The sequence below is a fragment of the Micromonospora sp. CNZ280 genome (genome assembly GCF_011759515.1).
This window is the reverse complement of sequence record NZ_JAAOYP010000004.1, coordinates 1-19,784: the sequence shown is the minus strand read 5'-3', so window position 1 is coordinate 19,784 and position 19,784 is coordinate 1. Positions and strand designations below refer to the sequence as shown.

The following is a 19,784-nucleotide window of genomic DNA, read 5'->3' as shown; positions in this document are numbered from 1 at the left end:
GCCGGACAACCCGTCGGGGCGGGACTGGTGCACCACAGCGATGCGGGCAGCCAGTACACGTCGTTCCGGTTCACCACCCACCTGCTCGACCGGAACGTGTCAAGGGATTGAGGCCAGCGGGAGTTAAGCGGCTTGTGGGAGGGGCTTCGTTTCCTGGTCGGGCTTGTTGATCCAGACCTGTTCGGGCAGGTCGAGGATCTTCGGTAGTAGCCGGGTGGTGCTGAACCGTTCCGGGTGCGCGGCGCGGGCTGCGGCCAGGGTGTCCTCCCGGTGGGCGCGGACCGTGTGGTGCCGGCCGTGGTGGATGTCGGCGGGGGTGTGCAGACCGATGCCGGAGTGCCGGTGGGCATGGTTGTACCAGGTCACGAAGTTGGTCATGAACGTTCGGGCGTCCGCGAGGGACGCGAACCGGTCGGGGAACACCGGCGCGTACTTCAACGTCTTGAACCAGGCCTCGCTGTACGGGTTGTCGTTGGACACCTTCGGCCGGGAGTGTGAGCGGGTAACGGCCAGGTCCTCGAGCAGGTCAGCGACGGATTTCGAGGTCATCGAGGTGCCCCGGTCGGCGTGGACCACGTGCGGGACGCCGTGGGTGTCGAACACCTGGCGGATCATGGCCTCGGCCAAGGGCCCGGACTCGCGGGCGTGCACCCGCACCCCGACGATGTACCGGGAGTAGATGTCGATCATCACGTAGGCGTCGTAGTAGACGCTCTTCGCAGGGCCGGGCAGTTTCGTGATGTCCCAGCTGTAGACCTGCCTCGGGGCGTCAGCGACCAGCTCGGGACGCCGGCGGGCCGGGTGCCGGGCCAGCCTGCGCCGCTCGCGGACCTGCCGGTGCTCGCGCAGGATCCGGTACATCGTGGCGATCGAGCCCACGTACACACCCTGGTCCAGCAACGCCGCGTAGATCTGCGCCGGCGCGGCGTCAACGAACTCGGGACTGTCCAGCAGCTGCAGGACCTGCTCCCGTTCGGCCGGGCTGAGCGCGTTCACCGGCGGACGCCGCGCCGGGCGTGACGGTGTCGGCCGACGTCGGTCACGATCGGCGCTGGACCGGGCGATCCCGGTCAGCCGCTTCGCGTCCCGCGTGGTGGTCCCCGCACCGGTCAACGCGTGGTAGGTGTCCATCAGCGCCTGCCGAGCCCGAACACGTCCGGATCGTCCGGCTCGCTCCTGGAGATCTCCTCCAAGAGCTCGCGCGCTTTTCCCATGATCGTCAGCGCCGTCTCGGTCCGCGCCAGCTTCGCCTGCGTACGCTCCAGCTCCCGCCGCAACCGGGCGATCTCGGCCTGCTCGGCGCTGGGCCGCCCGACCGTCTCCCCAGCCGGCTTGCCCTGCAACAGCCCGGCATCGCGGGCCCGGCGCCACTCACTCATCAACGACGAGTACAAGCCCTCCCGCCGCAGAAACGCCCCGCCCTCACCCGCCGCGACAGCCTGCTCATACCGGGTCAACAGGTCCAGCTTCTGCCCCGGGCTGAACGACCGGCGCGCCCGCGGCCCGTCCGACCGCGGACCCTTCTTGCGACTCATGACCCCATCCTGGGCCACCGTCATATCAACAGCAGTACTCAACGCATCTCGATCCTGAACTCGCCCTGCCAGACGGACTTGCTATGAACCGTTGGCCTCAACTCACCCTGGCAGACAGGGGACGCCGGTATCGACGCCTCGATCGGCAGCGTCGGCGACGCCCTCGACAACGCGCTGATGGAATCCACCATCGGCCTCTACAAGACCGAACTGATCAAACCCCGAGGCCCGTGGCGCAGCCTCGCCCAGGTCGAACTGGCCACCGCCGAGTGGGTCGACTGGTACAACAACCAGCGCCTGCACTCAGCCATCGGGCACGTCCCACCCACCGAACACGAATCGACGTTCTACGCTCAACCCCAGCCCCGCGAGGTGGTCGGAGTCAACAGCTGAGGTCTCCACAGAACCCGGGGCGGTTCACGCAATCCGGCGGGCGGCTCCTGGTAGCCCTCGTCCCACAGCGCACCGGGAAATCCGCCGGCCGCAAACGCAGTGTTGAGATCGTCGACGAACCAGATCGAGGGCCCCACCTTCCCGTCGATTCCGGGGCCGGGCAGGTCGATGCCGTAGGGCGCGTCGCCGCTGATGTTCGCCTTGTGGAGCTCGTCGGGCGCGTAGTCGAGCTGGAACGGGATGCCGGCGTCCCGGCGCGCGGTGTCCCTGAGGTACGCGGCGTGCTCGGCCTCGTAGTAGGAGCGCGAGCCGCCCCGCTCGGCCCACTCGAGCTGCACCACCAACGGGTCCGCGAGCACGCTGGCCGGCCAACCCGGCAATTCCCCGACGAGCCACACATCGCCCACCTGCCGGATCCACGCGCTGATCGTCATCGGGAACGGCGCGAACGTCACCTCCAGCCAGTCGGCCAGCGCGGGCGCGCCCGGCGACGGGGGAACGTGGGCGCGACACGGCGTCCCCTCGTCGTCGTTCTCCTCCGCACGGAAGCCCCGCGCCTGCAGCCGCTCAACGAGCGTCTCGACGTTCCTGCGGGCACGGTCGGCGAACTCGCGCGCCACCGCCTCGGCGTCCTCGCGGTACGGGGCGTCGAAGACCTGTAGGCCAAGACCGCGCAGGTCGCGCCATACGTCGTCGGGATCACCGGACACGTACCGCGCGTGGAAGCTCGCCATGGCCACCATCCTTGCAGAGCCACCAGCGTCGGTGGCGAGGTCTCGGTTGCCGACTCAGCTGGCGATCCGCAACGTCATCAAGCAGCCGCGGCTGCTGCGCTCGGCGACCATCGCGATCAATGGCACGACACAGACCTTCGCCCCGCCATCCCCGCCGAAAAGCAGGCCATCCTCGAGGGTCCACGCCCGCAAGGTCACGCACTAACTCGACTTGACTCACGGTTGGCCGGGTGTGGGCGTGTGTGGTGCCAGGACACCAGCCGCGCCGGCGAGCCGCGGGCCAGGCCGTCGCGTCGCCCTCGGCTTCCGCACCGTCAGATCGATCAGCGGCGCACCCGATAGCGCAGGTGAAGCACCCGGTTGCCGTGAATCACCACGTCAGGATCCTCCAGCAGGTGCTGCGCGTGGACCGGCCCGAAGTAGCGCTTGCCGGACCCGAACACCACGGGTACGACGTCCATGCGCACCTCGTCGACCAGACCCGCGGCAAGCACCTGGCCACCGACGTCGCCAGCGGCGACCTCGACCATGCGGTCACCCGCAAGCTCCTGTGCTTTGGCCACGGCTGCCTCGACGCCGTCGACGAAGTGAAACGGCGCCTCGGGGTGCCAGCCCTCGGGCCTGCCCCGGTGGGTCACGACGACGACGTGGTCGATCCCGCCCGGCGGCTTCCCGTCCCAGCCGTCCGTCAGGTCGAAGACGTGGCGGCCGACGACTGTCACTCCGATCTGGTCCCAGTACGGCCGGGTGTAGTCGTAGGACGTCTGCGACACCTTCACCTCGCCGCTGGAGTCCAACGGGACGTCACCGTTGACCAACCAGTCGAACAGCGGTCCGGGCTGGTCGTTCTCGTCCGCGATGAAGCCGTCCACCGACACCGAGCTGTACATGACCACCTTGCCCACGAGGCTCTCCTCTGCTCTGGGGTGCCCCCAAATTAGCGGGTCGTGAGCTGCCGCTCTTGTAAGAAATCAATCGGCCGGCAGCGGCCAGCCGTCCAGCACGTGACCGGGATGTTCGCGCAGGAACCGCCGCCGGACTTCGACGTACCGGGTCGGCGTGAGCCCGGTGAACGCCCGGAACTCGTGGCCGAAGTGGGCCTGGTCGAAGTAGCCTGCGCCACCGGCAAGTTCGCCCCAGTCGATCGGCCCGGCGGGGTTGATCGCGAACACGGTGGCGGCGAAGCGGTAGGTGCGGGCCAGCCGCTTCGGTGTGACGCCGATGAGCTCCTTGAACCGCTGGGCCAGGTGAGTGCTGCTGACACCGGCTGCCACGCTCAGGTCGCCGATCGACATCGCCCCGCTGGTCGCCGCGATGGCGCTGCTCGTATGGCGGACCAGCCCCAGGCCGGCGGTCTCGCACAGCCGTCGCATCAGCTCCTCCTCGAGCAGCGTCAGCATCTCGTGCGGTCCGTCCGCCGTGGCCAGCCGGTCTCGCAGCTCGGCGATGGCGGGCCGGCCCCAGACCTGCTCCACCGTCACCGGCCGGTCACACAGCTCGGCCGCGGGCATCGGCAGAAACGGCGCCAGCCCCCACGGCTTGACGTGCGCGCCGACGGACCGGGTCCGGAGCGGATAGCTGAACTCCCACGCGCGGGTGGGCATGGTGACCACACAGCCGTCGGCGTACTCGGCCGTCTCGATGTCGGTGCCGGCGCGGATGCGGAACGGCGCCCCGAGGTTGACGATGAGCAACGCCGACGGCGCGGGCGGCAGCGTCAGCCGGGCGTACGGCGGCGCACCCTCCAGGTAGTAAAGGTCGTCGATCAGCCCGTCCAGCGGCGGTCGCGGCACTCTGGACACGTACTCCACGCCCACAGCATCGCAGACGCCCCTGGGCTGGGCAGTGGAGCAAGTTCCATCCCGCCACGCCACCGAGGACGGCCCGGATCTGGTGCCACGGTCGTGCGGGCGCGTCGGCTCTCTTGACCGCCAACCTGCTGCTTTACTAAGGTACTAGCAAAGCAGTAAAGGGCCAGTAAAGGGCTACCGTGTTCGTCTTCCGGCTCGACACCCACTCCGGCGTACCGCCGTACCTGCAACTCGTCCAGCAGGTCCGCCAGGCGGTGCTGCTGGGCTTTCTCCAACCCGGTGACCGCCTCCCGCTCATCCGCGAGGTGGTCGAGGACCTGGCGATCAATCCGAACACCGTCGCCAAGGCGTACCGGCAGATGGAGCAGGAGAACCTGGTCACCGGCCGGCCCGGCCAGGGCACGTTCGTCAACGAACAGCAGTCGGCCGTGATGCCGGCATCGACGTACACGTCGCTGCGCCGCGGCCTGGCGACCTGGCTGCGCCGCGCCTACGCGGCCGGCCTCGACGAGCAGGCGGTCAACGCGCTCTTTACTTCCGTCCACCAGCAGACGAGGAATGAGGACGTGGCGTGACAGCGACCGAGTTCGCGCTGCGCACCGACGGTGTGGGCAAGCGGTACCGGAAGGGCTGGGCGCTGCGCGACTGCACCCTGGCCCTGCCGGCGGGCGGCGTGATCGCCCTGGTCGGGCCGAACGGCGCGGGCAAGACCACGCTGCTGCGCCTGGTCGTCGGGTTGCTGGCACCGAGCACCGGCACGGTGGAGGTCCTCGGCCACGACGTCACCGCCAGCACCCCGCAAACGCTGTCTCGGGTCGGGTTCCTGGCCCAGGACCACCCGCTGTACAAGCGCTTCACCGTCGCCGAGATGCTCCGCTTCGGCCGGGCTTGCAACCTGCGGTTCGACCAGGGGCTAGCCGCAGGCCGGCTGGCGAAGCTGGGCATCCCGCTCGACCGCAGGGTCGGTACGCTCTCCGGCGGGCAGCAGGCCCAGGTCGCGTTGGCTCTGGCCCTGGCGAAGCGGCCGGACCTGCTTGTCCTCGACGAGCCGGTGGCCAGCCTCGACCCGCTGGCCCGGCACGAGTTCCTGCAGGTCCTCATGGGCGCGGTGGCCGAAGGCGGGGTGACCGTCCTGTTCTCCTCCCACGTCGTGCACGAGCTGGAGCGCGTCTGCGACCACCTGGTCGTGCTCAACAACGGCCGGGTCACGCTCACCGGTGACATCGACACCCTCCTCGCCGAGCACCGGCTGCTCGTCGGCCCGCGCACGGCCACCGACCTCGACCGGGCCGGCGCCGTCGTGGAGGCCGTCCACAGCGACCGGCACACGACCCTGCTGGTACGCGACGGCGCGATCCCGGCCGCGCCTGGGTGGCAGGCCCAGCCGGTCGCGCTGGAGGACCTGGTGCTGGCGTACCTGCGCCGGCCGTCCGAGCCGAGCGCCGCGGTCACGTCGGGGGTGGCGGTGTGACGTGGTTGATCTGGCGCCAGCACCGGACCGAGGTCTGCGTCCTGGGTCTGCTCGTCGGCATGTTCGGCATTGCCCTGCTCGTGCTCGGGACGCAGGCCCACGACCTGTTCCCCGGTGGTCCCGCCCGGTGTGCGGGAGAGGCCGGTATCAACGAGGCCTGCACGGCCTCTTTCCGCCGGCTCGACGAGGAGTACGGGTACGTCGAGAACCTCCTGGCGGCCTTCTATCTGGTCCCCGTCGTCATCGGTGCGTTCCTCGGTGCGCCACTGCTCGCGCGCGAACTGGAGGACGGCACCTGGCAGCTCGCCTGGACGCAGGCCGTGCCGCGGATGCGCTGGTTGGCGGCCAAGCTCGCGGCACTGGCCGGCGTCACCGTCACGCTCACCGGGATGTTCACCGCGGTGCTCACCTGGTTCCGTCAGCCATTCGACGCGTGGGAAGGGCGATTCCAGTACGACGCCTTCGACCTGGAGGGACTTGTTCCGGTGGCGTACGCGCTGTTCGCGTTCGGCGTCGCCACCGCCGCCGGGGCGATCCTGCGGCGCAGCCTGCCCGCGTTCGGCGTCGCGTTCGCGGCGTTCCTCGCCGCCCGGATGCCGGTGGCGCTGTTGGCCCGTCCCGCGTACGCCGCGCCGCTCACCACCATGGAGCCGGTCCCCGTCGGCGGCTCGAAGGACCAGGCGGGGCACCGGCCCGTGCCCAGCAACGCTTCCTGGACGATCGAACACGGCTACGCAGACGCCATCGGGCGCAGGCTGAGCTGGACCGAGTACTACGAGCTGGAGGCCGCCGCCAACCGGGCCGGCACCAACCTCAACCAGTTCCTGCACGCGCGGGGCATCCAGCAGTTCAAGATCTACCACCCGGCCGACCGGTTCTGGACGTTCCAGCTCATCGAGGCGGCCCTGTTCGTCGCCGTCGCGGCGGTCCTGATTGGTGTGGTGGTGTGGCGGGTACGGCGCCGTACGATCTAGTGCCCTGACACGAACGTTTCACGGTGCTGTTCGGCTTGTTGGCCGGGCGGTGGTCGACGTTCACGCCGGGTGGATGGCAGAACTGGGCTTCCCCTGGGGGTCTGGACACCGGGTTATGCCGCGATCGGAAGCTGCCTTGCGCAGGATCTCTTTCTCGACCTGCAGTCTGCCGGCGACCGACGAGTACGTGGGTACACCAGGCTGAGCCATTACGCACAAGAACAGTCATTATGATGCGCTGCCAATTTGTCCGGATTGGTCCGCTCGGATTGCTGGATTGGTGTTACCGGTAATCCAGTAATGCGCCGATGGTGACCTGGCGCTGTGTGCCGGGACGGAACGGGCCGTCACACGTTCCCCGCCGTCAGGGCAGGCCGTCGACGACTGGGCAGCTACCGAATCCTCGTTGCCTCGGCGCTGGCCGACCTGAAGGATTGCGGCTCGTGAAGATTGAGATCCGACCCGTCGAACGCTCCGAGGCAGTCGACTACCTCAAGGTGCTGCCGTACGTCAACGGGCTGCCGAACTGGGAGCCGGCTCCCAGTTCGGGGCACGGCGGTCCGGAAGCGTGGCCGCCGCCGAGAAAGCCGGCCACCGAGCAGCAGTTGGAAGCCTGGGCCGATGAGGTGATGGATGACCACTTCCATCCCCAGGCCGCCTTCGTGGACGGGAAGCTGGTGGGCGGCTCGGCGATGCTCTCGCTGACCATCACCGTGCCAGGGCTGCGTGCTGTGCCGTTCGGTGGTGTCACGGCAACTGCCGTGATCGCGACCCACCGTCGGCGCGGACTCCTGCGCGGCATGATGCAGGCGATGTTCGACGAAGCCTTGGAGCGCGGCGAACCGTTGGCCGCGCTGAGCGCAAGTGAGGGAAGCATCTACGGGCGCTTCGGGTTCTCCCCGGCGACGATGCGCGCCCGTTGGGAGCTGGAGCGCAGCGACGCCCGCTTCATCGACTCCGAATTTCCCGCGGGCTCGTTGGAGGCCCCGCGCTTGGGTAGCTGTCCCAGCACCGCAAATATTTGATCTTGGTGTTTAGGTGTCGTAGGAGACGGATTGGCCCCGCGCAGCGTTGTTGCGTGCTGGCGGGGCCGGTTTGGCTGTTCAGGTACGGGCGTCAGTGGACGGCACCGCGCTCGTGGAGGTCGAGTGGTTCGAGGTCGTCGTCTTCGTCCTGGTCGTCGGCGGCTTCGGCGGGGCCGTAGAGGTCGGGGTAGCGCAGGACGTCGGGGCCTTCTTCCCAGTCGAGGCGTTCGGGCCATTCGCGGTACTCGGCGATGGTGATGGCGCGGTTCGCCTGCTGTTCGCCGCTGGAGACGGGTTCCATCGTGTCGTCGTAGACGAGAAAGTGGCCGCGGTGGTCGCGGGCGAGGCGGATGTCGTCGGGGTCGTCGCCGAGGGCGACGGTGACGACTTTGCCGGTGTAGCCGTCGTCGCCGAAGTCGACGCAGACCATGATCGGAGCTTCGTACCGTACCCACCTGCGCATGGTCTGTCCTTCGTGTTCGCCGGGCGTGGGGTCGGCGTTCAGCGTATCGACGTCGGGTTCCGGGTCGCCGTCAGCCGTTGATCGTCGTCTGTCAGGGTGTTGCGGTGCGCCGGGAGTGGGAACTCGATGACCTGATCGCGTCGTGGACGCTGGTCGATGCTGATCTGGAGCTGATGGCGCGGCTGCACGGCGGCCGCCGGTTGAGCTTTGCGTTGATGGTGAAGTTCTTCGAGATCGAGGGCCGGTTCCCGCGTCACGTCGGCGAGGTCCCGCCGGCCGCGGTGGACTATCTCGTGCGGCAGCTCGGCGTGCCGGACGCCGAGTTCGAGGTGACGGGGCGCGGCGTTGAGCGGTATCGGGTCCAGATCCGTGACGCGTTCGGTTTCCGGATGTTCTCTCGGGGCGACGAGGACAAGATGATCGCGTGGCTGGCCGAGCAGGTCTGTCCGAGCGAGTTGAACGAGGACCGGCAGCGCGAGGCGGTGTTGGCCCGGTGCCGGGCGGAGAAGCTGGAGCAGCCGGGCCGGATGGACCGGATCGTGGGCGCGGCGAACCGGATCGCTGACGCCCGGTTCTGCGAGGACACCGTGGGCCGGCTGCCCGCTGATGTGACCGCCGCGTTGTGGGCGATCCTCGGCGACGACCAGGACGCCGAGGCGGATGCCGACGGCGCTGGCGGGGTGAGTTTCTTCAACGAGTTGAAGGCGGACCCGGGCAAGCTGGGCCTGGAGACTCTGCTGGGTGAGATCGTGAAGCTGCGTCGGGTCCGGACGATCGGGCTTCCGGCCGGGCTGTTCGCCGACGTCGCGGAGAAGCGGGTCGCCCGGTGGAGGGCGCGGGCGGCGGCGGAGTATCCGTCGACGCTGCGCCGCGACCACCCGCCGGAGGTGTCTCTGACGCTGCTGGCGGTGTTGTGCTGGTGCCGGCAGACCGAGGTCACCGATTCGTTGGTCGAGTTGTTCATCGACCTGGTGCGGGTGATCAACACGCGGGCGGAGCGGCGGGTCGAGCGGGAGCAGATCGCGGAGTTCCGCCGGGTCGCGGACAAGGACAACGTGCTGTACCGGCTGGCCGGGGTGTCGGTGGCCCACCCGGACGGGATCGTCCGCGACGTGGTGTATCCGGCGGTCGGTGAGCAGACCCTCAAGGATCTGGTGGCCGAGGCGAAGGCTACCGAGTCGCGGCGACGCCAGCGGGTGCGTACGGTGCTGGCCAGCTCGTACTCGCACCACTACCGCACGATGCTGCCGAAGCTGCTGGACGCGTTGACGTTCCGGTGCAACAACACGGCGTACCGGCCGGTGATGGACGCCCTGGAGTTACTGCATCGGTACAAGGACCGCGACGGCCGGCTCACCCACTACGAGCGGGCCGACCGGGTGCCGCTGGACGGGGTGGTCAAGGCCGACTGGCGACCGGCGGTCATCGACGACCGTGGCCGGGTCGAGCGGATTCCGTACGAGCTGTGCGCGTTGCTGGCGCTGCGAGACGCCGTGCGCCGGCGCGAGATCTGGGTGGAGGGCGCCCGTGCCTGGCGTAACCCGGAGACGGATCTGCCGGTCGACTTCGACCTGCACCGCGACGTGCACTACACCGCGATCGCGCAGCCGACCGACCCGACCGAGTTCGTCACCGCGCTGCGGTCGCGGGTGGACACGTCATTGGCCCGGTGGGCGGCCGCGATGCGCGCTGGTACGGCGGGCACGTCGGTCGGGGTCCGTAAGGGGCAGGTGTGGATCTCGGTGTCGAAGCAGCCGGCCCAGCCGGTCCCGGCGAACCTGGACGCGGTCAAGGCGGAGGTGACCCGTCGGTGGGGTGTGGTGAGCCTGCTCGACCTGCTCAAGGAGACCGACTGGCTGACCGACCTGCACACCGAGTTCACGTCGATCGCCACCCGCGAGCACCTGGCCCCGGGCGAGCTGCGTAAGCGGCTGCTGCTGGTGCTGTTCGCGCTGGGCACGAACATCGGCGTGAAGCGGATCGTGCACTCCGGTGACCACGGCGTCACTGAGGCGCAGCTGCGGCGCACGCGGCACCTGTTCGTCAACCGCGACGGTCTGCGGCGGGCCATCGCCGCGGTGGTCGGGGCGACGCTGCGGGAGCGTGACCCGCGCTGGTGGGGCGCCGGCACTGCCTGTGCGTCCGACTCGAAGAAGTTCGGGTCGTGGGAGTCGAACCTGATGACCGAGTGGCACGCCCGCTACGGCGGCCCCGGTGTGATGATCTACTGGCACGTCGAGCGTAAGAGCGTGTGCGTGTACTCGCAGCTCAAGACCTGCTCGTCGTCCGAGGTCGCGGCGATGATGGAGGGCCTGATCCGGCACGCCGCCGACGTCGACTCACAGATCACCGCGAACTACACCGACACGCACGGCGCGTCGGTGGTCGGGTTCGCGTTCACGCACCTGCTCGGCTACCGGCTGCTGCCCCGGCTGAAGAACATCGGCGCCGCCCGGCTCTACCGGCCCGCTGAGGGGGCTACCTATCCGGGGCTGGAGCCGGTGCTGACTCGGGCGATCAACTGGGACCTGATCACCCGCGAATACGACCAGATGATCAAGTACGCGCGGGCATTGCAGCTCGGCACCGCCGAGGCCGAGCAGATCCTGCGCCGGTTCAACACCCGCGGCCCGAAACACCCCACCCTCGCCGCGATCGAGGAACTCGGCCGCGCGGTCCGGACGGCGTTCATCGCCGACTACCTCGCCGACCCTGCGCTGCGCCGCGAGATCCATGAGGGCTTGCAGGTGGTCGAACAGTGGAACTCGGCGAACGTGGCCATCCACTACGGCCGCGAGGCCGAGCTGCCCGGCGCCGACCGCGAGGCCCAGGAGATCTCCATGCTCTCACTGCACCTGCTCCAGTCCGCGCTCGTGCTGGTCAACACCCGCATGGTCGACCGCGTCCTGGCCGAACCGGACTGGGCGGCCCGGCTCACCGAACACGATCTGCGCGGCCTGACCCGGCTGTTCTGGTCCAACGTGGCCTTGCACGGCACGTTCCAGCTCGACCTCGACCAACGCATCGACTACGAGCGAGGCACCGACGGAGGAACAGCGATGACGCCCACCCCAATCGGTCAGTGAATTCGCTCAACTCTCGGTCGTTTGGTTGGGCTCATCCCGAAGGCGTTGCGCGACTTGCAGGATCGGCCACCAAGTAGCCTCGTACGCCGCGTCGGCCGCCGCCCGCCAAAGTTCTTGCGTCAGGCCGGCTGGGATGTCGGTCCGTAGCGGGACGTCGTGCGCGATCGCTGCGGCAAGCCCTTCGGCATCGACCTGCGCGGCGGCCCACCGCAGGGTACGCAGGTCCGGCACCCAGTTGTCCTGTTGCTCAGGCGCCGGGTCCATGGGACCACGTTACCAATTGACGTACGCTGGCGGACTCCAGACGCGGATTGAGCCCGTGACGCCCGTGCGGTAGTACCGGGTGCATGCGATGTACCAGCCCTTGTACGGGGAGCCGGACTGACCGACATCGGGCGTGTACCTGGTCACGGTCTGATTGGAACCGACGGCGAAGCTTGAGTAGTTGGAGCTGCGCACCGGCTGGCAGCCCTGGCTGTTGGTCCAGCCGGATTCTAGGCTGCCGGTTGGCTGGTTGTTGCCGCAGTAGTACAGGTAACTCAGGGCGCCGGTGACGGTCATGGTGAAGCCGAGGTCGCAGGAGTATCGAGTCTTGACGATGACCCCTCCGGCGCCGCCCGAGTAGTGTGGGTTCTCGAGCCAGGCGCCGCATCCTCCGTCCATGACGGTGAGGCCGCCCGGGTGCCGGGCGCCTTGACCGCGCGCGCCTACGACACCACCGCCGAGCTGACGTTTGCGATCGAGGACGACACCATGTGCCCGCACAATGTCGGCACCTGGCCCCGGGTTCGACAGTTGGTGGGCATGCGGCGGTGGCGGATCTGCGGGCTGACCTGCGGTGATGGGCATGGGGAGGCTTCGGGGCCGTTTGCCCACGGCTCCGAAGCGCGTTTTCCCAGCTCAGCGGCTATTCGGCGGTCTTGAGGTCGCTCATCTTTGGCGGGAGCGGGACACCGCAGTCGGTGAAGAGTTTGGCCTGGGTGTCGGTGAGCCGGGTGGTCTGCTGGAGGCTGCCGGCGGGGCCGGAGAGCGTGACCTGGTGGATCCTGCCGAGCTCGGCGGCGATCTTGGGCCAGGTCTGCTTGGTGCGGCGCTCAGCGACGCGGATCAGTAGCAGGGCGAGCCAGCACAGCAGCACGTGGGCGCGTATCCGCTCGTCGAGGCGGTGGTAGACCGGCCGCAGGTCGAGGGTGGATTTCATCGTGCGGAAGGCGCGTTCGGCTTCGAGCAGGTTCTTGTAGCCGAGTGCGACGTCCTCGGCGGACAGGTCGGGGTCGCTGGTCGCGAGGAGGTATTTGCCGTCCAGGCGGGACTCGGCGGCGACCTTGGCGGCGTCGATGGACAGCCGCCCGGTGGTGGGGTGCTGCTTGAGCCAGCGGCCGAGGGCCGGATGGTCGCGAAGCGCGCACTCGGCCTTGCGGTGCGGGGCGTCCGAAGGGGCCGTGGGGCGCTTACCGGTCTTGGCCGCCTTGGCCTTCGCCTTGGTCGCGTCGGCTTCCCGGGCGGCCTTGATGCGCGCCAACTCCTCGCCGATCGCGGCGAGTTGGTCTTCGCGTCGGGCGGCATCGCGTTCGGCCTCGGCGGGGTTGTGGCAGATGATGAAGCGCCTGCCCTCGTCGCCGTCGAGGCGGACCTCTTTGACGCGCAGGTTGTCGCGCACTTGCTGGTAGCGGCCCTGGCGGGCCAGGGCCTGATCGGCGCGGTGGGAGCCCTCGCGCATCTTGATGCCGGTGATGTAGTGGCCGCCGGCCCGACGCAGGTAGGACTGGTTGGCCTCGGAGGAGAACCCGGTGTCGCAGACGGTGACCACTCGCCCGAGCCGCCAGTCGCGCAGCCCGTCCTTGACCTCGGTGATCACGGTCTGGTCGTTGGTGCCGCCGGGCCAGGTCCAACAACGCACGGGAATGCCTTCGCGGGTGACGGCCAGTCCGATGACGATCTGCGGCAGGTCCTTGCGGTGGTCCTTGGAGTGCCCGTACTGGCGCAGGCTGGAGCCCTCGCCGTCCGGGTCGTCCGCGGTGTCGCGTTCGAAGTAGGTGGAGGTGGTGTCGAAAAAGACCAGGTCGACTTCGAGGTTGAGCAGGTGGGCGGCGGAGAAGAACACCGCTTCCTGCACGGCGGCGTGGACATCGGCGGCGACGAGCAGGTCCATGGCGCGGTAGGCGTGCTGCTCGGCCAGTGCGTCCAGGCCGGGGATGACCTGGTCGCGGGTGGCCCACTCGGCGGCGGCGAGCTTGGAGGCGGGGGCGATGGCCCGGTTGGCGACCAGCGCGAACAGGGTGCGCTCGACGTCGGTGCGGAACTTGCGCCCGTCGACGCGGGAGGCCAGGGCGGTGTCGATGCCCAGGAGTCTCCACAGCCCGTCGAGCAGCCAGCTCGCCCCGAGCGGCCGGGAGGACTCCACCGTCAGCGGCCCGGTCTCATCGGCGCCCAGCGGCGCGGCGGCCTCGTCCTCCTCGCCGAGGTAGCGGTTGATGGAGGCGACCAGCCGCCGCAGGCCGTTGACGTCCAGGCGGTCCTCGCGGCCGAAGTTGACCAGCACCTCGGCCTGCGTGGTGCCGCCGACGCGCCGGTTGTGGGCGAGTTGGAGGTAGCGCACCACCGACCCGTCCTTGTTCCGCCGCTGGATCTTCCGCAAGTACATGCCCGCATCATCAGGCAACAAGCCTGATAGGAGCAACACCCACGGCAAATCCGTTTGCCCACGCCTCCGGGCAGTCTCAGACGGGCGCCAGCCCTCTCACCTGCACAGATCCGCCGCCAACCCGCCCCGCATGCCCACCAACTGTCGAACTCGGGTACGGGAACGCGCAAGGAAGGCTCAAACGGTTTTCCGCCCGCGGCCCCGCCGGTGCTACCGGGACATTTCGTCTCGCCGGAAGCCACGGCGATCAGTCCGGCAGGACCTCGATGTACCCGTCGGTTCCGTGCACTCGGATCCGCTGCCCGTCCGGGATCAGTCGGGTGGCATCCACCACGCCGACGACGGCCGGCAAGCCGTACTCCCGTGCGATCACGGCGCCGTGGGTCATCAATCCGCCGACCTCCGTCACCAGGCCCGCGACGGCGACGAAGAGCGGCGTCCAGCTGGGGTCCGTGTGGGTCGTGACGAGGATGTCGCCCGGTTCGAGATCGGCCTGTGCCAGGTCCAGGATGACGCGGGCCCGCCCTTCGACGGTTCCGGCGGAGACCGGCAGGCCGATCAGCGCACCGGCCGGCACATCGTCGCGTCGGTACGCGCCGACGATGGCCTCGCCATCCGACGTGAGCACCCGGGGCGGCGTGAGCGCCTGATACGACCTGAAAGCCTCCTTGCGCCGGGCGATGAGCTGGTCATCCACGCGGTTCGTACGCACGACGTCGGGCAGCTCCTCGAACGTGAGGTAGAAGATGTCCTCCTTCTCACGAAGCGCGCCGGCCCGCACGAGACGCTCGGCTTCTTCCATCAGGGCCTGCTTGTACACGAAGTAGCGGCTGACCATGCCGTACTTCGGATACTCCCGGTACCCGATGAAGGTCCGGACCCGGTCGATCATCCGCTTCGTCTCGTCGGCCCTGCGCTCCCCGTCCGGCAGTGCCCGCAGGCGTTCGAGCAGCTCCTCCTCCTTCTTCCGGGCCTCCTGCCGCCCCTGTTCGAAGCGCCGCTCGCCGGCTCCCGGCTCGAAGTTCCTGATGTTGCCGAGGATCATGGGCACCAGCGTGGAGGGGCGTTCACGCCAACGCGGGCGGGTGATGTCGATCTCGCCGACGCAGCGCATGCCGTACCTGTCGAGCCAGTCCGCGATGGCGTCCCGCGCCGCCCGCCCGCCCGCGAGCCTGGGCAGCTCGTCCAGGAAACCGTCGTCCTCAACCTGCTGCAGAAACGCCACCACGTCCGGATGCGGGCGGATCACGTCAGCGACGTCCAGGAGCGCCAGCCCCATCTCCGAGGTGACGTTGTGGGGCACGGACCGGGTGAGGCTGTCCGCCGCGTTCTTCTCGCCCAGCCACACCTTCAACTGCTCGTTGAGCCACCAGGTGGCCTCCATCGCCGACATGAACACCTGATGGCTCCGCGGATCGAACAGGATCCGCCTCAGCTCCTGCAGGTCCGCCCGGATGAAGTCGAGCAGCTCCGCCCCGGACTTGGTACGGATGTCGCGCTCCGCGGCGGCGACGGAGGCCTCGCTGCGCCCGATCAGCTCGGTGACGATTGCCGGATCGGTCTCGATCGGGGCCGGCGCGCCGCCGGCCAGTGGCTCGGCGGGGCCCTCGTCCGGGAGCGGCCGGATGAAGCCGTCGCGCTCGAGGACGGTCCGCAGCGCGTCCCCGGTCAGCGGATCGGATTGCCGCACGAGCTCCAGGAGGCCGGCGCGGCTCGTCGGCGACGCCAGCCTCCGGGTGACGTCGACGAACAGGCGGCCGCCGGCCTCGGCCATCGGCGCGGGGGTCGTCATCTGCCAGAAGGAGAGCCCCAGCGGCTTCATGGCGTCGGTCATCATCTGCTGATGACCGACGGAGAGATATACGTGGTTCTCTCCGTCGCCGGACCCGGGGATGGGGAACAGCGTGGTGATCGGCCGGCTCTGGACGATCTGGAAGCCGTCGTCGACCAGGCACCATTCGATGTCCTGGGGGCGACCGAAATGCGCCTCGATCCGCCGGCCGAGCTGCGCGAGCTGGACGACCTGCGCATCCGTCAGCGCCGGCTGCTCCCGCAGCTCCGGGTCGATCGGCTGTTCCCGCGTCCCGCCCGCCGGCGAGGGGTGGACAGCACGCTGCTTGGCGGCGATCGCCCTGGCGACGACCTCGCCGTCGCGCACCTTGTATACGTCCGGGTTCACCAGGCCGGAGACGAGGGCCTCGCCGAGTCCGAAGCTGGCCTCCACGGAGGCGACCCTTCGGTTGGACGTGACGGGGTCGGCGGTGAACAGGATGCCGGCCGCTTGCGGGAAGACCATCCGCTGCACGACCACCGCCATGTGGACGCTGCGGTGGTCGATCCCGTTGCGCTGGCGGTAGGTCACGGCCCGCTCGGTGAACAGCGAGGCCCAGCACCGGCTGACGTGCTGGAGGATCGCGGCCGGGCCCACCACGTTGAGGTACGTGTCCTGCTGGCCGGCGAAGGAGGCCGTCGGCAGGTCCTCCGCCGTCGCGCTGGACCGGACGGCGTAGGCGGCCTGGTCGCCGAGCTGGGCGAGCGCGCGGGTGATCGCCGCCGTCAGGTCGTCGGGGACGCCGATCCCTTCGATGGTTTCGCGGATCTCCGCGCTGAGCGTGCGGACCGCCTCCCGGTCGTCCGGGTTCAGGCGCGCCAGCTGATCGAGCCGACTGCAGATCGACGGCGCTTCCGGCATGATCCGCCGAAAGGCGTCCGTCGTCACGCAGAAGCCGGCCGGCACGCGGACGCCGTCGATCCGCGACAGCCCGCCCAGGTGCGCACCCTTGCCGCCAACGACCGCGACCTGCGTCTCGTCGACATCGTGAAGATCCAACACGTACTGCCCGACGTCACCGCGTCCCCCGTTCGTCGACTCTGACACACGCACGCCGTGCCCCCATTTCCGCAGGTTGTGGCCTCGGGCCGACGATTCTGCGGCATGCCACGGGTCTTGCCGCAAGCCCCCCGGTGCGCTATACGTTAGAAGTGGCAAGGAGACTGATCTCCTTGCCTTGCTCTTTTGGTCGTCCGCCTGCGGACCGACTCCGGCGGCGGTCAGCGGTGGTCGTTCTCCTTGAGTTCGATCACCCAGGCGCGACGCTCGGCGATCTTGCCGTCGCGTAGCACGAACACCTCGGCCATCGACATCCGCATCTCCTCGCCGGTGTCGCGCCGCACCGAACCGACGAGTTCGGCCATGACCGTGTCGCCCTGCTCCACCATGCGGACCACCTCCAGCCGGGGCGGCGGCACGAACCCGGGCCCCTCGATCGCGGCGTCGTACGCCTGCTTGCCCTTCAGGTGGAACGCGCCGAAGACCGTCCACTCGATGTCGTCGGTCAGGCAGGACAGGATCTGGGCGTGGTCGTTCTTCCGGAAGCCGTCCAGGTAGGTCTCGACGGTCTCGGTGTTGCGCGACATCGGCGGTCTCCCCTCGCTGGGCCTGCCCGGGACGGCAGACCCAGCGACGCTAACCGCCGGATGTGACGGGGACGGGGCGGAACGGCAGGATGTCCGGCCGGCACGGTGCGGCTGCGACCGACCGCGCCGGTCGAACGCGGTGCCGGCCAGCCGCGCCGGGCGGCTAGCTCGGTGGCGAGTCCTTGACGAACACGATCCCGTCGATGCTCGCCAGGTGGGCCGGGTCCAGCGGGGCGTAGCCGTACCAGGGGGACACGCGGGGCGCGGGCGTCACGTCGCCGAGGACCGCCACCAGCCGGCGCGCGTCCACGACGTACCGGTCCTCCGGCACCGCGTACAGGAGCCCTTCGATGGTGTCCGGGGGTGGGATCTGCACCCCGTGGTCGCGGATCGTGCCGACGGCCGTGGCCAGGAAGGCGTAGCCCTCGCCCAGGTGGGCGCTGACGATCGCCCCGGCACTCCACCATTCCTGCGGCAGGCCGCCCATCCGCATGCTGCTCCTGTCCCGCTGGAGGTGGCTGTTGTGGGCGTTCACCAGCGTCGGACCCCGTTCGGCGAGGGCGAGCAGGTTGGCGGCCATCATCGAGTCCCGCACGCCCAGCAGCCGCGCGATCCGCCGCGGCGACGGGTCGGCCATCCAGAAGTGGTACCGCAGCAGGCCGGTTGCGGTACGACCGTACAGGCGCGCCCGGTCCCAGTCGTCCGGCGTGGACGTCGCGATCAGGTGCGGTGTCTGCGCGTCGAGCAGGGCCACCAGGTCGTCGGCGAGCAGCCGCAGCTGTCCGGCCTCGGGCGTCTGCCCCACGGACCGGGACGGGTCCATCATGGCGGCGGGTTCGGTCCACCGGTCGTCGGCGCCGAGCAGCTGGTCGAGCGTCTCCGCGGTGCAGGGAAGCAGGTCGGTGTCCACCCGGGCGGCGAGGTAGGCGTGCAGTGCGGTGAGGGCCTGCCGAGGGCTCGCCGCGCCGGTGATCTCCAGCGGGCCGTCGAAGCCGGCGAAGCGCAGCCACTCGGACGCGGGCCGGCCGTCGTTGTACGCGCGCATCCAGCGCACCAGTTCGCGGTTGGCCGGGAAGGCGCCCCATTCGTGGCTGAAGCCGCGCTCCATGACGTCGTCCAGGGTGCCGCTGCCCGAGGTGACGTGGTCGTCCACGATCAGCCCCATCAGGCAGTCGATCTCCATCGCGATGGTCCGGTAGCCCGCCTGCTCGACGAGCTGCCGGAAGAGGTCGTTACGCAGGTCGAGCAGCGCGTCCTCGCCGTGGGTGGGCTCGCCCAGGGCGAGCAGCCGCGGCCGGGCCGGGAGGAGCCGCATGACGGTAGCGGCGTCGGCGACATGGGCGGCGTCCGTGATACCAACAGTCATATCCTGAACCGTATCGTTGAACCGACGATGGAGACTTTCCGTCGATACAAGCAGGAAGCCACCGTGAAACCCTCAAAGCCGGTGTCTGCTCAGGCGAGCTGCCGGGGCGACGACGGGTGGTGATCCGGCGGTGCGGTGGCGAACGGGGCGAGCAGGCCGGGCAGCGTCCGGTCGGCCAGGTCGACCGCGTCGCCGGCGGCGAGGTCGACCGCCGCGTACCGGCCGTGTCCGGCGGCCGTGGTGGCGGTCAGCGTGGCCAGGCCGAGCCGGCGTTGCAGCAGGCTCTGCCGCACCCGCCAGCCGATCACCGCGCCACCGCGTACCGCCGCCGTGGACCGGCTGACCAGCCCAGACCGGAGCACCAGGTATCCGCCGACCGTCGTGTGCCCGAGCGCCCGGTACGCCACCACTGCGGCCCCCGCCAGCAGCGGCGCCGACGCCGGCCCGGCCAGCCACAACCGGGGCAGGTCGAGGACGGCGCCCAGCCCGGCGAGCGCCCCGGTGAGCGCCACCCCGACGAGCGCCGCCCAGCCGAGTCGGCGGCGCAGGGCGGCCCGCGGGTGCCGGCGCAGCGGCGCCTCGAACGGGTTCGGGTCGGCGTCGAGCACCGCGGCGGCCACCGAGCGCGCCACCCGCACCGGGCCGCGCGGCAGGACGGTGGTGGCCGGGGTCATGCTCCACATCGTCAGGCCGGTGCTGATGACGTTGATGTCCGCCGTGCCCAGCCACCGCCACAGCACCGGCTCGGAGATCTCCACGCCGCGCAGCCGGTCGTCGTCCCGGTCGACCTCGCGGGTCTTGAACAGCCCCTGGGTGGTACGCAGCACGCTGCCGGCCGGGGTGGTCACCCGGGTCAGCCGGAAGT

Annotated in this window: 18 protein-coding genes and 1 pseudogene; 6 read left to right on the top strand and 13 right to left on the bottom strand. The window is 69.7% G+C overall.

The features are described from left to right. Positions 1 to 123: 123 nt before the first annotated feature. A protein-coding gene (locus tag FHX32_RS27160) for an IS3 family transposase (protein WP_486481008.1) occupies positions 124 to 1,535 on the bottom strand; the annotation gives its coding sequence in 2 pieces (ribosomal slippage) (positions 124 to 1,182 and positions 1,185 to 1,535; 1,410 coding nt in all). Between the two features lie 120 nt (positions 1,536 to 1,655). On the opposite strand from FHX32_RS27160, the pseudogene FHX32_RS27155 reads away from it, so the two are divergent. After that, a pseudogene (locus FHX32_RS27155) lies at positions 1,656 to 1,928 on the top strand (integrase core domain-containing protein); the annotation flags it as partial. Here FHX32_RS27155 and FHX32_RS27150 read toward each other — a convergent pair. The 4 genes from FHX32_RS27150 to FHX32_RS27135 all read right to left on the bottom strand — a co-directional run bounded on the left by FHX32_RS27150 (position 1,889) and on the right by FHX32_RS27135 (position 4,473). Further along, positions 1,889 to 2,662, bottom strand: coding sequence for a uroporphyrinogen-III synthase (locus FHX32_RS27150; protein WP_167189374.1), 774 nt, complete (start codon positions 2,660 to 2,662; stop codon positions 1,889 to 1,891). The pseudogene FHX32_RS27155 and the gene FHX32_RS27150 sit on opposite strands and share 40 nt — an antisense overlap. 54 nt (positions 2,663 to 2,716) lie before the next feature. After that, the gene (locus tag FHX32_RS27145) at positions 2,717 to 2,860 is read right to left on the bottom strand and encodes a hypothetical protein (protein WP_167189371.1); all 144 of its coding nucleotides are present in this window, start codon (positions 2,858 to 2,860) and stop codon (positions 2,717 to 2,719) included. A 125-nt stretch (positions 2,861 to 2,985) separates the two neighbouring features. Further along, positions 2,986 to 3,567, bottom strand: a complete 582-nt coding sequence (locus FHX32_RS27140) for a dihydrofolate reductase family protein (RefSeq protein WP_167189368.1) — start codon at positions 3,565 to 3,567, stop codon at positions 2,986 to 2,988. Positions 3,568 to 3,633: 66 nt separating this feature from the next. Further along, a complete protein-coding gene (locus tag FHX32_RS27135; protein ID WP_396835922.1) occupies positions 3,634 to 4,473 on the bottom strand; it encodes a helix-turn-helix domain-containing protein in 840 nt (279 codons plus the stop codon). Between the two features lie 179 nt (positions 4,474 to 4,652). Between FHX32_RS27135 and FHX32_RS27130 the strand changes: the two genes are divergently transcribed. The 4 genes from FHX32_RS27130 to FHX32_RS27115 all read left to right on the top strand — a co-directional run bounded on the left by FHX32_RS27130 (position 4,653) and on the right by FHX32_RS27115 (position 7,943). Then, positions 4,653 to 5,048, top strand: a complete 396-nt coding sequence (locus FHX32_RS27130; protein WP_167189362.1) for a GntR family transcriptional regulator — start codon at positions 4,653 to 4,655, stop codon at positions 5,046 to 5,048. Next, positions 5,045 to 5,944, top strand: a complete 900-nt coding sequence (locus FHX32_RS27125) for an ABC transporter ATP-binding protein (RefSeq protein WP_167189359.1) — start codon at positions 5,045 to 5,047, stop codon at positions 5,942 to 5,944. Before FHX32_RS27130 ends, FHX32_RS27125 begins: the two co-directional genes overlap by 4 nt. Continuing rightward, positions 5,941 to 6,918: an ABC transporter permease subunit gene (locus tag FHX32_RS27120; protein ID WP_167189356.1), complete on the top strand. Its 978-nt coding sequence runs from the start codon at positions 5,941 to 5,943 to the stop codon at positions 6,916 to 6,918. Before FHX32_RS27125 ends, FHX32_RS27120 begins: the two co-directional genes overlap by 4 nt. 443 nt (positions 6,919 to 7,361) lie before the next feature. Continuing rightward, positions 7,362 to 7,943 (top strand): GNAT family N-acetyltransferase, encoded by a 582-nt coding sequence (locus FHX32_RS27115; protein ID WP_167189354.1) that lies wholly within the window; start codon positions 7,362 to 7,364, stop codon positions 7,941 to 7,943. 91 nt (positions 7,944 to 8,034) lie between these two features. On the opposite strand, the gene FHX32_RS27110 is transcribed toward FHX32_RS27115, so the two are convergent. Continuing rightward, positions 8,035 to 8,373 carry a hypothetical protein gene (locus FHX32_RS27110; RefSeq protein WP_167189351.1) on the bottom strand — a complete coding sequence of 113 codons (339 nt, stop codon included), beginning with the start codon at positions 8,371 to 8,373 and terminating at the stop codon, positions 8,035 to 8,037. Positions 8,374 to 8,510: 137 nt separating this feature from the next. Here FHX32_RS27110 and FHX32_RS27105 point away from each other — a divergent pair, with 137 nt between their 5' ends. Beyond that, positions 8,511 to 11,492, top strand: a complete 2,982-nt coding sequence (locus tag FHX32_RS27105) for a Tn3 family transposase (RefSeq protein ID WP_167189348.1) — start codon at positions 8,511 to 8,513, stop codon at positions 11,490 to 11,492. A 6-nt stretch (positions 11,493 to 11,498) separates the two neighbouring features. Here the strand turns inward: FHX32_RS27105 and FHX32_RS27100 are convergent, their stop codons facing one another. From FHX32_RS27100 to FHX32_RS27070, 7 genes are all read right to left on the bottom strand, one after another. Continuing rightward, positions 11,499 to 11,756 carry a hypothetical protein gene (locus FHX32_RS27100; protein WP_167189345.1) on the bottom strand — a complete coding sequence of 86 codons (258 nt, stop codon included), beginning with the start codon at positions 11,754 to 11,756 and terminating at the stop codon, positions 11,499 to 11,501. Positions 11,757 to 11,765: 9 nt separating this feature from the next. Then, positions 11,766 to 12,341, bottom strand: coding sequence for a hypothetical protein (locus FHX32_RS27095; RefSeq protein WP_167189342.1), 576 nt, complete (start codon positions 12,339 to 12,341; stop codon positions 11,766 to 11,768). Between the two features lie 58 nt (positions 12,342 to 12,399). Continuing rightward, positions 12,400 to 14,136 (bottom strand): IS1634 family transposase, encoded by a 1,737-nt coding sequence (locus tag FHX32_RS27090; RefSeq protein ID WP_167189339.1) that lies wholly within the window; start codon positions 14,134 to 14,136, stop codon positions 12,400 to 12,402. 247 nt (positions 14,137 to 14,383) lie between these two features. Continuing rightward, positions 14,384 to 16,969, bottom strand: a complete 2,586-nt coding sequence (rph, locus tag FHX32_RS27085) for a rifamycin-inactivating phosphotransferase (protein WP_486481414.1) — start codon at positions 16,967 to 16,969, stop codon at positions 14,384 to 14,386. A gap of 218 nt (positions 16,970 to 17,187) precedes the next feature. Next, positions 17,188 to 17,553, bottom strand: a complete 366-nt coding sequence (locus FHX32_RS27080; RefSeq protein WP_167189332.1) for a nuclear transport factor 2 family protein — start codon at positions 17,551 to 17,553, stop codon at positions 17,188 to 17,190. A 163-nt stretch (positions 17,554 to 17,716) separates the two neighbouring features. Further along, complete coding sequence (locus tag FHX32_RS27075; RefSeq protein WP_167189329.1) at positions 17,717 to 18,919, bottom strand: erythromycin esterase family protein; 1,203 nt, start codon at positions 18,917 to 18,919, stop codon at positions 17,717 to 17,719. Between the two features lie 89 nt (positions 18,920 to 19,008). Further along, positions 19,009 to 19,784 (bottom strand): PH domain-containing protein (locus FHX32_RS27070; RefSeq protein WP_167189326.1); only part of this gene is annotated, 776 nt, incomplete at its 5' end.

Coding starts and splice junctions, on each gene's coding strand:
- FHX32_RS27080 (WP_167189332.1), bottom strand. CDS start 17,553: ATGTCGCGCAACACCGAGACCGTCGAGACCTACCTGGACGGCTTCCGG.
- FHX32_RS27110 (WP_167189351.1), bottom strand. CDS start 8,373: ATGGTCTGCGTCGACTTCGGCGACGACGGCTACACCGGCAAAGTCGTC.
- FHX32_RS27100 (WP_167189345.1), bottom strand. CDS start 11,756: ATGGACCCGGCGCCTGAGCAACAGGACAACTGGGTGCCGGACCTGCGT.
- FHX32_RS27095 (WP_167189342.1), bottom strand. CDS start 12,341: ATGCCCATCACCGCAGGTCAGCCCGCAGATCCGCCACCGCCGCATGCC.
- FHX32_RS27075 (WP_167189329.1), bottom strand. CDS start 18,919: ATGACTGTTGGTATCACGGACGCCGCCCATGTCGCCGACGCCGCTACC.
- FHX32_RS27150 (WP_167189374.1), bottom strand. CDS start 2,662: ATGGCGAGCTTCCACGCGCGGTACGTGTCCGGTGATCCCGACGACGTA.
- FHX32_RS27090 (WP_167189339.1), bottom strand. CDS start 14,136: ATGTACTTGCGGAAGATCCAGCGGCGGAACAAGGACGGGTCGGTGGTG.